This is a genomic window from Streptomyces sp. NPDC023481 (assembly GCF_055560195.1).
Genome location: NZ_JBVHJE010000001.1, coordinates 204,678 through 217,240, shown reverse-complemented (window position 1 = coordinate 217,240; position 12,563 = coordinate 204,678). Strand labels below are relative to the sequence as shown.

Sequence of the window (12,563 nt, the reverse complement as noted above, 5' to 3'; positions counted from 1 at the left end):
ACGAGGAGCCGCCTGATGTCCGATTTCGTACCCGGGCTCGAGGGAGTCGTCGCGTTCGAGACGGAGATCGCCGAACCGGACAAGGAGGGCGGTGCCCTGCGCTACCGGGGCGTCGACATCGAGGACCTGGTCGGGCACGTCTCGTTCGGGAACGTGTGGGGGCTGCTGGTCGACGGCGCCTTCAACCCCGGGCTGCCGCCCGCCGAGCCGTTCCCGATCCCCGTGCACTCCGGTGACATCCGGGTGGACGTGCAGTCGGCGCTCGCCATGCTCGCGCCCGTCTGGGGGCTGCGCCCGCTGCTGGACATCGACGAGCGGCAGGCCCGCGAGGACCTGGCGCGCGCCGCCGTCATGGCCCTGTCGTACGTCGCCCAGTCCGCGCGCGGGCAGGGGCTGCCGATGGTGCCGCAGCGGGAGATCGACAAGGCGCACTCGGTGGTGGAGCGGTTCATGATCCGCTGGCGCGGGGAGCCGGACCCCCGGCATGTCGCGGCCGTGGACGCCTACTGGACGTCGGCCGCCGAGCACGGCATGAACGCGTCCACGTTCACGGCGCGGGTCATCGCCTCCACGGGTGCGGACGTCGCCGCCGCGCTGTCGGGTGCGGTGGGCGCGATGTCCGGGCCGCTGCACGGCGGTGCGCCGTCGCGGGTGCTCGGGATGATCGAGGAGATCGAGCGCACGGGCGACGCGGAGGCGTACGTCAGGCGGGCCCTGGACCGCGGTGAGCGGCTGATGGGCTTCGGGCACCGGGTGTACCGGGCGGAGGACCCGCGGGCGCGGGTCCTGCGGCGTACGGCGCGGGAGCTGGGTGCTCCGCGGTTCGAGGTGGCCGAGGCGCTGGAGAAGGCCGCGCTGGAGGAGCTGCACAACCGGCGGCCGGACCGGGTGCTGGCGACGAACGTGGAGTTCTGGGCGGCGATCATGCTGGACTTCGCCGAGGTGCCGGCGCACATGTTCACGTCGATGTTCACGTGTGCGAGGACCGCCGGGTGGTCGGCGCACATCCTGGAGCAGAAGCGGACGGGGCGGCTGGTGCGGCCGTCCGCCCGCTATGTGGGGCCGGGTCCGCGGCGGCCCGAGGACATCCCCGGGCACGGGGACATCGCCCACTGAGGGATCGCCCGTCGAGCGGGGCGCCGGGGCGGCTGCGGGGCGACCGTGGCCGCCCGCGGACGCTCCCGCGCCCCCCCGGGGCGTCACGCCGCCGGTGTCAGCAGGTTCCCGTGGTGCCGCTCGGCGACCAGCGGATGGGCCCTGAGCTTGCCCTTGAGTTCGTTGTAGCCGTACTCGGCGTACAGGGGGTTCGCCGGGTCGGTCGTGACGCCGGGGGCGGTCGACGCGTGCGGGAACGGGAGCGGGGCTATCCGCGCGTCCAGGCGGGGGTTGTAGAAGAACGGCACCGAGAAGCGTTCCGTCGCGCCGGGCGGGCTGACCACGCGGTGGTTGGTGGCGAGCAGGTAGCCGTCGGTCGCCACCTCCAGCAGTTCGCCGAGGTTGACGACGAACGCGCCCTCCAGGGGCGGCACGTCGTGGAAGCGGCCGTCCTCGCGCTGGACCTGGAGGCCGCCGACCGTGTCCTGGAGGAGCAGGGTGAGGAAGCCGTAGTCCTTGTGTGCGCCGACGCCCTGGCCGGTGCCGTCGTCCGGGCTGCCGGGGTAGCGGACGAGCTTGAGGTGCGGGTGGGCGTCCGGGCCGAAGACGGGGTCGTAGAAGTCGGCCGGTGCGCCGATGGCGGTCAGGAGTTCGCGCAGCAGGCGGTGGGCGACCCCGCTCAGCCGGTCGATCCAGGCGAGGGCGGCCGTGCGCAGTCCGGGCAGGGCGGCCGGCCACTGGTTGGGGCCCTGCAGCCACCAGTACGGGGGCTCGCCGGGGCCGGGGACACGGGCGGGGCGTTCGGCGCCGATGTCGAGCTGGTCGCGCCAGTCGCGGCTGCCGCCGGTGCGCTCGTCCCCGGTGCGGGTGTAGCCGCGGAAGTGCGGGGAGCCGGTGTTGTCCAGGGCGAGCCGGTCTGCCTCGGGAAGGGCGAAGAAGGCGCGCATGGCGGTGACCAGCGCGTCGGTCTCGGCCCGGGTGACACCGTGTCCGACGAGCTGGAAGAAGCCCACGTCGTGGGCGGCGCTGTGCAGTTGGGCGTGGAGCAGGGTCCGGGCCTGGGGGCCGCGGTCGGCGGCCGACAGGTCGATGATCGGGAGCTGGGCGTACGGCGTCGCTGTATGCGTGGTCATGGTGCGTCCGCGGGGTGTACGGGGCACGGGTGGCCCGCCGGGGTGGGGCGGGCCCCCGGGTGCCGGAAAAGTGAGGAAGAGAAGGGTGCTGGGGGGGCTGGTCAGACGCAGAGGTGACGACAGCCCATGCTCGTGACGCGCACGTAGTCCACGTGGCGTCGGCGAACGAGCATCAACAGCATGGGCCAAGGGTAACGCGCCCCCGCGCCCGCCTCCCTTGGCCGTGCCCCGGCCGTGCCCGCTCCCTCAGCCCAGGGCCCCGTCCAGCAGGTCCGCCCACTGGGCCACGACGCGGGCGCGGCGGGCGGTGTCGTCGGTGAGCAGGTTGGCGAGGCCCAGGCCGCGGGCCATGTCGAGGAGGCCCTGGACGGTTTCGCGGACGCCGGGGCGGGACTCGTCGGCGCCGAGGAGTTCGACGGCGATGCGGTGGGTCTCGCGGCCGACGCGGGCCTCCAGCTCGGTCACCCGCGGGCGCAGCTGGTCCTCGTCGCCGGCGGCGACCCACAGGTGCAGGGCGGCACGGAAGAGCGGGCCGGTGTAGAGGTCGACCAGGGCCGCGACGACGGCCCGGCGGTCGGCGGGGCCGTCGGGGAAGAGGGCGCGCAGGGCGCGGGAGCGTTCCTCGGAGACGTACTCGACGGCGGCGGTGAAGAGGTCCTCGCGGGTCGGGAAGTGGTGCTGGGCGGCACCCCGGGAGACGCCGGCGCGTTCGGCGACGACGGCGACCGTGGAGCCCGCCCAGCCGTGCTCGGCGAGGCAGGCCACGGCGGCCTCCAGGAGCCGCTGCCGGGTGGCCCGGCTGCGGTCCTGCTTGGGAACGCGTTCGCGTTCGGTCGTACTCACACCACCCATGCCGCATCACGTCTTTCCAGGAAGGCGGTCATTCCCTCCCGGGCCCGCGGGGAGGCGAACAGCCGGGCCGTGAGCGCGGTCAGTTCGGCCGCGTCCCGGTCGAATGTCTCCAGCACCCTAGCCGTGAGCAGCCGTTTCGTCTCGGCCAGGGCTTCCGGGGCGGAGCGGCGCAGGCCGTCGAGGACGGGGGCGAGGGCGGTGTCGACCTCGTCGGCCGTCGTCGTCAGCAGGCCCAGGTGTACGGCCTCGGCGGGACCGAAGCGTTCTCCGGTGAGGTAGTAGCGGGCGAGCGCGCGGGGGTCGGTGCGCGGGATCACCGGCAGGGAGATCACGGCGGGGGCGACGCCGACGCGTACCTCGGTGAAGGCGAAGGTGGCGGCGGCGGAGGCGGCGGCGATGTCGCAGGCGGCGAGCAGGCCGAGACCGCCGGCGCGGACGTGGCCGGTGACCCGGGCGAGGACCGGCTTGGGCAGTTCCACGATCTGCCGGAGCAGGGCGACCAGGGCGCCGGGTTCGGGAGGGTCGCGCAGGTCGGCGCCGGCGCAGAACGTCGTACCGGTGTGGGTGAGGACGACCGCGCGTACGTCCGGGTCCGCGGCGCAGTCGGTGAGGGCGTCGGCGAGTGCGGTGACGAGTGCCGCGGACAGGGCGTTGCGGCTGCCGGTGGCGTCGAGGCTGAGGGTCTCGACGCCGCGCGCGCGTGTGCGGCCGATCGGCGGGGCCTGCTCGGTCATGTGTGCTCCCTGAGCTGTCGGCGCAGGATCTTGCCGGTGGCGGCGCGCGGGACGGCGCTGGTGAAGGTGATCCGGCGGACGCGTTTGTAGGGGGCGACGCGTTCGGCCACGTACAGCAGGACGTCGTTCTCGGTGAGGTCGCCGGCGGTGGGCCGGCGGACGACGAAGGCGTGCGGGATCTCGTTGCCGTTGTCGTCGCGGGCGCCGACGACGGCGGCGTCGGCGATGCCGGGGTGGGTGAGCAGGAGGGCCTCCAGTTCGGCGGGGGCCACCTGGAAGCCCTTGTACTTGATGAGTTCCTTCACGCGGTCCACGACGAATAGCCAGCCGTCGGCGTCGACGCGGCCGACGTCCCCGGTGTGCAGCCAGCCGTCGGCGTCGATCAGGGCGGCGGTGGCGTCGGGTCGGCCCAGGTAGCCCTTCATCACCTGGGGGCCGCGGATGAGGATCTCGCCGGGTTCGCCGGTGCCGAGGTCCTTGCCGGGGTCGTCCAGGGAGACGATCCGCATCTCGGTGCCGGCGACGAGCCGGCCGACCGTGCCGGCGGGGGCCTCGCGGAGCCGGTCCAGGGGGACGACGTGGGTGCCGGGGGACAGTTCCGTCATGCCGTAGGCCTGGCCGATCGCGGGCAGGCCGAGGCGTTCGGCGCAGGCGTGGGCGAGCCGGGCGTCCAGGGGGGCGGCGGCGCTGATGGCGTACCGCAGGCAGGAGAGGTCGTAGCGGCCGACCGCCGGGTGCCTGGCGAGGGCGAGGACGATCGGCGGGGCGACGTACAGGCCGGTGACGCGGTGCCGTTCGATCGCGGCGAGGAAGGTCTCCGGGTCGAAGCGGGGCAGGACGACGACGGTGGCGCCCTTGCGCAGGGGGGCGTTCAGCAGGGCGGTGAGGCCGTAGATGTGGAAGAACGGCAGGACGGCGAGGATACGGTCGCCGGGTCCGGCGGGGACGGCGGGTTCCAGCTGGGCGAGGTTGGTGGCGATCTGCCGGTGGGTGAGCATGACGCCCTTGGGGGTGCCGGTGGTGCCGGAGGAGTACGGCAGCGCGGCGATGTCCTCGGCCGGGTCGATGCGGGGCCGCGGTTCGGGGGCGGTGGTGGCGAGCAGGTCGATCAGTGAGCGGTGGCCGGGCGCGCTGTCGCACACGAGGATCTCCCGTACGCCGCCGGCGATCTCGGCGGCCCTGCGGGCGGTTTCCAGCAGCGGGGAGACGGTGACGATCCAGCGGGCGCCGCTGTCGGTGAGCTGCCGCGCGAACTCCTCGGCGGTGGCGAGCGGGTGCACGGTGGTGACGGCGGCGCCCGCGCGCGTGGCGGCGTAGAAGGCGGTCGGGAAGGCGATCGTGTTGGGGCTGTGCAGGGCGAGGACGTCGCCCTTGCGGACGCCGGTCTCGGCGAGGGCGGCGGCCAGGCGCCGGTGGAACCGGTCCACCTGTTCGTAGGTGAGGGTGGTGCCGTCCGTGCCGTCGATGAGGGCGGGCAGGTCGCCGAAGGCGGCGGCGTGGCCCAGGACGGCCTCGTGGATGGGCAGTTCCACGGGCGGGACGTCTGCGTACGCGCTGCGGAACACGGTTCCTCCTCGCGGGGGCCGCTCAGTAGGACTTGGGCAGGCCCAGGGTCTGGTGGGAGACGTAGTTGAGGATCATCTCCCGGCTCACCGGGGCGATACGGGCCACGCGCGCGGCCGTGATCAGCGAGGCGAGCCCGAACTCGCGGGTGAGCCCGTTGCCGCCGAGGGTGTGCACGGCCTGGTCGACGGCCTTCACACAGGCCTCCCCGGCCGCGTACTTGGCCATGTTGGCGGCCTCGCCCGCGCCGGTGTCGTCGCCGCTGTCGTGGAGGTACGCGGCTTTCCGTGTCATCAGCCGGGCCAGTTCGAGGTCGATGTGGGCCTGTGCGAGGGGGTGTGCGACGGCCTGGTGGGCGCCGATGGGGACCTTCCACACGGTGCGGTCGCGGGCGTACTCGACGGCCTGGGACAGGGCGTAGCGGCCCATGCCGATCGCGAACGCGGCCGTCATGATCCGTTCGGGGTTGAGTCCGGCGAAGAGCTGGAGGAGGCCGGCGTCCTCGTCGCCGACGAGCGCGTCGGCGGGGAGCCGTACGTCGTCCAGGACCAGCTCGAACTGCTTCTCCGCGGCGTTCAGTTCCATGTCGATGGGCCGCTTGTGGAAGCCTTCGGCGTCCGTCGGGACGATGAACAGGCACGGCTTGAGCCTGCCGGTGCGGGCGTCCTCGGTACGGCCGACGACGAGGACGGCGTCGGCGAGGTCGACGCCTGAGATGAACACCTTGCGGCCGGTGAGCAGCCAGTCGGTGCCGTCCCGGCGGGCGGTGGTGGTGATGCGGTGGCTGTTGGAGCCGGCGTCGGGTTCGGTGATGCCGAAGGCCATCAGCCGGGTGCCGTCGGCGATGCCGGGCAGCCAGGCGCGCTTCTGCTCCTCGGTGCCGAAGCGGGCGATCACGGTGCCACAGATCGCCGGGGAGACGACGAGCATGAGCAGGGGTGAGCCGGCGGCGCCCAGTTCCTCGAGGACGATGGCGAGTTCGGCTATGCCCGCGCCGCCGCCTCCGTGCTCCTCCGGGAGGCTGACGCCGAGGTAGCCGAGTCTGCCCGCCTCGGACCAGAGTTCGGTGGGCGGCTTGCCGTCGGCGACGGTGCGGGTGAGGTAGGCGCGGCCGTAGCGGCCGCCGAGGGCGGCCACCGCGGACCGCAGGGCCTGGTGCTCTTCGGATTCGATGACGGCGGTCATGGGGCTCCTAGGAAGAGGTTTCCTGCGATGAGGAGGTTTCCTGCACTACTGCCAGCAACGCGCCCGGCTCCACCTGCCGGCCCGGCTCGGCGTGCAGGGCGGTGAGCGTTCCCGCCGTCGGCGCCGAGACCAGATGCTGCATTTTCATCGCCTCCAGCCAGATCAGGGCCTGCCCGGCCTCGACCCGCGCCCCTTCGGCCAGCCCCTCGGCGACCCGTACGACCGTGCCGGGCATCGGCGCGAGCAGGGAGCCGGGGGCGAGCTGGGCGGCGGGGTCGGGGAAGCGGGGCAGGGCGGTGAGGCGGGTGGCGCCCACGTGGACCTGGTCGCCGTAGCGGGCCACCTCGAACCTGCGCCGCACGCCGTCGACTTCGAGGACGACGAGAGACGCGTCGGCGTGGACGACCCGGACGCCGTCCGCCGCGAGGCCGTCCCGGGTGTGCCGGTAGCGGACCTCGTGCTCCTCGCCGTCCCGCTCGTACCGCTTCACCTGCGGCTGCGAGGGGACGTTGCGCCAGCCGCCGAACCGGGAGCGGCCGTGGGCGTCGGCGAGGGCGGCGGCCAGCGGCGCGTACGGGTCGGCGGCCGGCTCGGTGAGCTCGCCGAGGTGGCGGTCGTAGAAGCCGGTGTCCATGCGGCCGGCCGTGAACTCCGCGTGGCGCAGGGAGTGCACCAGCAGGTCCCGGTTGGTGACGGGGCCGTGGACCGCGGCGGACTCCAGTGCTCCGGCGAGCCTGCGGATCGCCTCCGCGCGCTTGGGGGCGTGCGCGACGACCTTGGCGAGCATCGGGTCGTAGTGCACGCCGATGGTGTCGCCGTCGGTGTAGCCGGTGTCCAGGCGGACGCCGTCCGGTACGGCGAGGCGGTGCAGGGTGCCGGTCTGGGGGGCCCAGTCGCGGGCGGGGTCCTCGGCGTAGAGGCGGGCCTCGACCGCGTGGCCCCGCGCGCGCGGGGGCTCGGTGCCGAGCGCGTGGCCCTCGGCGATCCGGATCTGCTCCGCGACCAGGTCGATGCCGAACACGGCCTCGGTGACGGGGTGTTCCACCTGGAGGCGGGTGTTCATCTCCAGGAAGTGGGCGCGGCCGTCGGCGACCAGGAACTCGACGGTGCCGGCACCGGTGTAGGAGACGGCGCGGGCGGCGCGTACGGCCAGCGTGCGCAGCTCGTCCGTGAGCTGCGAGGTGAGCCCGGGCGCCGGTGCCTCCTCGATCACCTTCTGGTGGCGGCGCTGGAGGGAGCAGTCGCGGGTGCCGAGCGGCCAGACGGTGCCGTGGGTGTCGGCGAGGATCTGCACCTCCACATGGCGGCCGTGGGCGAGGTACGGCTCCACGAACACCTCCCCGTCGCCGAAGGCGCTCGCGGCCTCGGCGCGCGCGCCCTCCAGCGCGGCCGGCAGCTCTTCGAGGCGGCGTACGATCCGCATCCCGCGCCCGCCGCCGCCCGCCGCCGCCTTCACCAGCACGGGCAGGTCGGCCTCGGTCACCTCGTGCAGCGGCTCGATGCCCAGCAGCCGTTTGGCGCGGGTCTTGGACGCCATGGCCTCGATGGCCTCCGGGGGCGGGCCGATCCAGACCAGGCCGGCGTCGCGGACCGCGCGGGCGAAGCCGGGGTTCTCGGAGAGGAAGCCGTACCCGGGGTGCACGGCGTCGGCGCCGGCCGCGAGGGCCGCCTTCACGACGAGGTCGCCGCGCAGATAGGTCTCCGCGGGTGTGGCGCCCGGCAGCCGTACCGCCGTGTCGGCCACGCGCGCGTGGAGCCCGTTCTCGTCGGCGTCGGAGTGCACGGCGACCGTGCGGATGCCGAGTCCGGCGCAGGTGCGGAAGACCCGGCAGGCGATCTCGCCCCGGTTGGCCACGAGCACTCGGGAGATCATGTGGTCCCTCACATCCGGAAGACGCCGAAGCCGCCGCGCACACCCTCGTAGGGCGCGGTGTGCAGGGCGGACAGGCACAGGCCGAGGACGGTGCGGGTGTCGCGCGGGTCGATGACGCCGTCGTCGTACAGCCGCCCGGACAGGAACAGGGGCAGCGACTCGGCCTCGATCTGCTCCTCCACCAGGGCGCGCAGGGCGGCGTCCGCTTCCTCGTCGTAGGGCTGTCCCTTCGCCGCCGCCGACTGCCGGGCGACGATGGAGAGCACGCCGGCGAGCTGCTGCGGGCCCATGACGGCGGACTTGGCGCTGGGCCAGGCGAACAGGAAGCGGGGGTCGTAGGCGCGGCCGCACATGCCGTAGTGCCCGGCGCCGTAGGACGCGCCCATGAGGACCGACAGGTGCGGCACGCGGCTGTTGCTCACCGCGTTGATCATCATCGCGCCGTGCTTGATGATGCCGCCCTGCTCGTACTCCTTGCCGACCATGTAGCCGGTGGTGTTGTGCAGGAACAGCAGCGGGATGTCGCGCTGGTTGGCGAGCTGGACGAACTGGGCGGCCTTCTGCGACTCCGCGCTGAACAGGACCCCCTGCGCGTTGGCCAGGATGCCGACGGGATAGCCGTGCAGGGCGGCCCAGCCGGTCACCAGGCTGGTGCCGTACAGCGGTTTGAACTCGTCGAAGTCGGAGCCGTCCACGATCCGGGCGATGACCTCGCGCGGGTCGAACGGGATCTTCAGGTCGCCCGGGACGATGCCCAGCAGCTCCTCGGGGTCGTACTCGGGCGGTTCGGCGGGGCCGGGGTCCGGATGGGCCTTGCGGTGGCCCAGGCGGGCCACGACGCGGCGGGCCTGGCGCAGCGCGTCGGGCTCGTCCACGGCGAAGTGGTCGGCGAGGCCGGACACGCGGGCGTGCATCTCGGCGCCGCCCAGGGACTCGTCGTCGCTCTCCTCGCCGGTGGCCATCTTCACCAGCGGCGGCCCGCCGAGGAACACCTTCGCCCGCTCCTTGACCATGATCACGTGGTCGGACATGCCGGGGACGTAGGCGCCGCCGGCGGTGGAGTTGCCGAAGACGACGGCGATGGTCGGGATGCCGGCGGCGGAGAGCCGGGTCAGGTCGCGGAAGATCGCGCCGCCGGGGATGAAGATCTCCTTCTGGGAGGGCAGGTCGGCACCGCCGGACTCGACCAGGCTGATGCAGGGCAGCCGGTTGGCGAGCGCGATGTCGTTGGCGCGCAGGGCCTTCTTCAGGCTCCAGGGGTTGCTGGCGCCGCCGCGTACGGTCGGGTCGTTGGCGGTGATCAGGCACTCCACGCCCTCGACCACGCCGATACCGGTGACGAGGGACGCGCCGACGGGGTAGTCGCTGCCCCAGGCGGCCAGCGGGGACAGCTCCAGGAACGGGGTGTCGGGGTCCAGCAGCAGCTCGACGCGCTCGCGGGCGAGCAGTTTCCCGCGCCCCCGGTGCCGTTGGACGTACTTCTCGCCGCCGCCCGCGAGCGCCTTGGCGTGTTCGGCGTCCAGTGCGGCGAGCTTGGCGAGCATGGCCTCGCGGTGGGCCCGGTAGTCGGGTCCGGTGGGGTCGAGAGCTGTCTGCAGAACCGTCACAGCAGGGTCTCCGGGATGTCCAGGTGGCGGGAGCGCAGCCATTCGCCGAGGGCCTTGGCCTGCGGGTCGAAACGGGCCTGCGCGGCGACACCGGCGCCGAGGATGCCCTCGACGACGAAGTTGAGGGCGCGCAGGTGCGGCAGCGGGTGGCGGGTGACGGGCAGGGCGCGGGTCTCGGGCAGCAGCTGCCGGAACCTGTCGGTGGTCAGGGTATGGGCGAGCCACCGCCAGGCCTCGTCCGTCCGCGCCCACACCCCGACGTTGGCGTTCCCGCCCTTGTCCCCGCTGCGCGCCCCGGCGACCAGCCCGAGGGGCGCCCGCCGGGTCGGCCCCGGCGGCAGGGGTTCCGGCAGCGGCGGGGGCGGTACGGCGTCCAGGGACCGCGTCTCCTGGGGCGCCGGCACAGGGATACGGCGCCCGTCATGGAGGACGGCCCTGTGGTCCACCTCCCCATGGGGCACGTACACATCCTCGAACACCCCATACGGGGCGCCCTTTCCCGGTGGGGACAGCACATGGAAGCCGGGGTAGCTGGCGAGGGCGAGTTCCACGGCCGCCCCGCTCAGCGCGCGCCCCACGACCTGCTGGTCCGGGTCGCGGACGACGAGCCGCAGCAGCGCGCTGGCCGTCTCCTCGGTGTCCGCGTCGGCCCGGTCGGTCCGCACCAGCTCCCACCGCACCTCCCGCGGCGGCGACTTGGCGAGGGCACCGGCGAGCTGCTCGCGCACCAGGGCCGCCTTGGCCTCGATGTCGAGTCCGGTGAGCACGAAGACGACCTCGTTGCGGAAGCCGCCGAGCCGGTTGAGCCCGACCTTGAGCGTGGGCGGCGGCGCCTCCCCGCGCACCCCCTCGATCCGCACCCGGTCCGGCCCGTCCTGGCGCAGCCGGACGGTGTCCAGCCGGGCGGTGACGTCGGGTCCGGCGTACCGGGCGCCGCCGGTCTCGTAGAGCAGCTGGGCGGTGATCGTGCCCGTGTCCACGAAGCCGCCGGTGCCGGGGTGTTTGGTGATCACGCTGCTGCCGTCGGCGTGGATCTCGGCGAGCGGGAAGCCGGGACGGCGTACGTCCCCCTCGCCGAAGAACGCGTAGTTCCCGCCGGTCGCCTGGGTCCCGCACTCCAGCACATGGCCGGCCACGACGGCACCGGCGAGGTGGTCGTAGTCCGTGGCCGCCCAGCCGAAGTGCGCCGCGGCGGGGCCGGTGACCAGGGCCGCGTCGGTCACCCGGCCGGTGACCACGACGTCGGCGCCGGCCCGCAGGCACGCGGCGATGCCGAACCCGCCGAGGTAGGCGTGCGCGGCGAGGGCGCCGGGGTGGGCGGTGGCCAGGTCGTCGCCCTCGACGTGCGCGACCCGCGCCGGGACCCCGAGCCGGTCCGCCAACTCCCGGATGCGAGCAGCGAGTCCGGCCGGGTTGAGGCCGCCCGCGTTGGTGACGATCCGCACCCCGCGCTCCCGGGCGAGGCCGAGGCAGTCCTCCAGTTGGCGCGGGAAGGTGCGGGCGTACCCGGCGGACGGGTCCTTCAGCCGGTCGCGGCCGAGGATGAGCAGGGTGAGTTCGGCGAGGTAGTCACCGGTGAGGACGTCCAGCTGGCCGCCGGTGAGCATCTCGCGCAGGGCGTCGGCGCGGTCGCCGTAGAAGCCGGAGAAGTTGCCGATGCGCAGCGGCCTCACCGGCCGGCTCCCCGCGGCGGGCGGCCGGTGCCGGGCGGGCCCGCGAAGGCCTGGGCGATGTCCAGCCAGCGGTCGGCGTCCGGGCCTACGGCCGTCAGGGCGAGGTCGGTGCGGTGGGCGCGCTGGGTGACCAGCAGGCAGAAGTCGAGGGCGGGGCCGGTGACGCGCCCCGGGGCGCCCTCCGGGCCGTACGCCCACACCTCGCCGGACGGAGCGGTGAGCTCCACCCGGAACTCCCCGGCCGGCGGGGTGAGTCCGTGCACCCCGAAGGCGAAGTCCCGGGTCCGCACCCCGATCCGGGCCACATGCCGGAGGCGGTCGGTGGGTGGGCGCACCACACCCAGCGCGTCGGCGACATCCAGCCCGTGGGCCCAGGTCTCCATGAGTCTGGCCGTGGCCATAGAGGCGGCGGACATGGGCGGGCCGTACCAGGGGAAGCGGGCGCCGGGCGGTGCGCCGCGCAGGGCCGCGTCCAGGGCGGTGCGGCCGGTGCGCCAGGCGGCCAGCAGGTCGGCGGGCGGGAGCGCGGCGCCCTCCTCCGCCCCCTCGTCCACGAACGCGTCGGGGGCGGCGAGCGCCTTCTCCACCCGCGCCTGGAAGGCGCCGGCGTCGGTGACGGCGAGCAGGGCCGAGTGGTCGGTCCAGGCGAGGTGGGCGATCTGGTGCGCGACGGTCCAGCCGGGCGCCGGGGTGGGCAGGGCCCACCGGTCCGGCGTCAACTCGGCTACGAGCAGGTCGAGTTCACCGCTCTCGGCACGCAGGTCGTCGATGACGGGCGTCGGGTCGGCCATGGGGGGAGCATGGCAGCGGCGCCGGAAACAATCAAGCGTGCTTGCATGAATTGCTGG

General features: G+C 74.1%; 10 protein-coding genes. 1 reads left to right on the top strand and 9 read right to left on the bottom strand.

Annotated features, from left to right (window positions below; all coding sequences use genetic code 11):
• Positions 1 to 15: 15 nt before the first annotated feature.
• Positions 16 to 1,116: a citrate synthase 2 gene (locus ACZ3ZD_RS01040; RefSeq protein WP_467392167.1), complete on the top strand. Its 1,101-nt coding sequence runs from the start codon at positions 16 to 18 to the stop codon at positions 1,114 to 1,116.
• 83 nt (positions 1,117 to 1,199) lie between these two features.
• Here the strand turns inward: ACZ3ZD_RS01040 and ACZ3ZD_RS01035 are convergent, their stop codons facing one another.
• The 9 genes from ACZ3ZD_RS01035 to ACZ3ZD_RS00995 form a co-directional block, all read right to left on the bottom strand.
• A complete protein-coding gene (locus ACZ3ZD_RS01035) occupies positions 1,200 to 2,228 on the bottom strand; it encodes an isopenicillin N synthase family dioxygenase (RefSeq protein ID WP_467392165.1) in 1,029 nt (342 codons plus the stop codon).
• Positions 2,229 to 2,474: 246 nt separating this feature from the next.
• Positions 2,475 to 3,080, bottom strand: coding sequence for a TetR/AcrR family transcriptional regulator (locus ACZ3ZD_RS01030; protein WP_467392163.1), 606 nt, complete (start codon positions 3,078 to 3,080; stop codon positions 2,475 to 2,477).
• Positions 3,068 to 3,814, bottom strand: a complete 747-nt coding sequence (locus ACZ3ZD_RS01025; protein ID WP_467392161.1) for an enoyl-CoA hydratase family protein — start codon at positions 3,812 to 3,814, stop codon at positions 3,068 to 3,070. The genes ACZ3ZD_RS01030 and ACZ3ZD_RS01025 overlap by 13 nt, the downstream gene beginning before the upstream one ends.
• The gene (locus ACZ3ZD_RS01020) at positions 3,811 to 5,379 is read right to left on the bottom strand and encodes a 4-coumarate--CoA ligase family protein (RefSeq protein WP_467392159.1); all 1,569 of its coding nucleotides are present in this window, start codon (positions 5,377 to 5,379) and stop codon (positions 3,811 to 3,813) included. Before ACZ3ZD_RS01020 ends, ACZ3ZD_RS01025 begins: the two co-directional genes overlap by 4 nt.
• A gap of 22 nt (positions 5,380 to 5,401) precedes the next feature.
• Positions 5,402 to 6,562, bottom strand: coding sequence for an acyl-CoA dehydrogenase family protein (locus ACZ3ZD_RS01015; RefSeq protein ID WP_467392157.1), 1,161 nt, complete (start codon positions 6,560 to 6,562; stop codon positions 5,402 to 5,404).
• A gap of 7 nt (positions 6,563 to 6,569) precedes the next feature.
• A complete protein-coding gene (locus tag ACZ3ZD_RS01010; protein WP_467392155.1) occupies positions 6,570 to 8,435 on the bottom strand; it encodes an acetyl/propionyl/methylcrotonyl-CoA carboxylase subunit alpha in 1,866 nt (621 codons plus the stop codon).
• 8 nt (positions 8,436 to 8,443) lie between these two features.
• Complete coding sequence (locus ACZ3ZD_RS01005; RefSeq protein WP_467392153.1) at positions 8,444 to 10,042, bottom strand: acyl-CoA carboxylase subunit beta; 1,599 nt, start codon at positions 10,040 to 10,042, stop codon at positions 8,444 to 8,446.
• The gene (locus tag ACZ3ZD_RS01000; RefSeq protein WP_467392151.1) at positions 10,039 to 11,715 is read right to left on the bottom strand and encodes an acyclic terpene utilization AtuA family protein; all 1,677 of its coding nucleotides are present in this window, start codon (positions 11,713 to 11,715) and stop codon (positions 10,039 to 10,041) included. Before ACZ3ZD_RS01000 ends, ACZ3ZD_RS01005 begins: the two co-directional genes overlap by 4 nt.
• A complete protein-coding gene (locus ACZ3ZD_RS00995; protein ID WP_467392149.1) occupies positions 11,712 to 12,506 on the bottom strand; it encodes a TIGR03084 family metal-binding protein in 795 nt (264 codons plus the stop codon). The genes ACZ3ZD_RS01000 and ACZ3ZD_RS00995 overlap by 4 nt, the downstream gene beginning before the upstream one ends.
• Positions 12,507 to 12,563 lie beyond the last annotated feature (57 nt).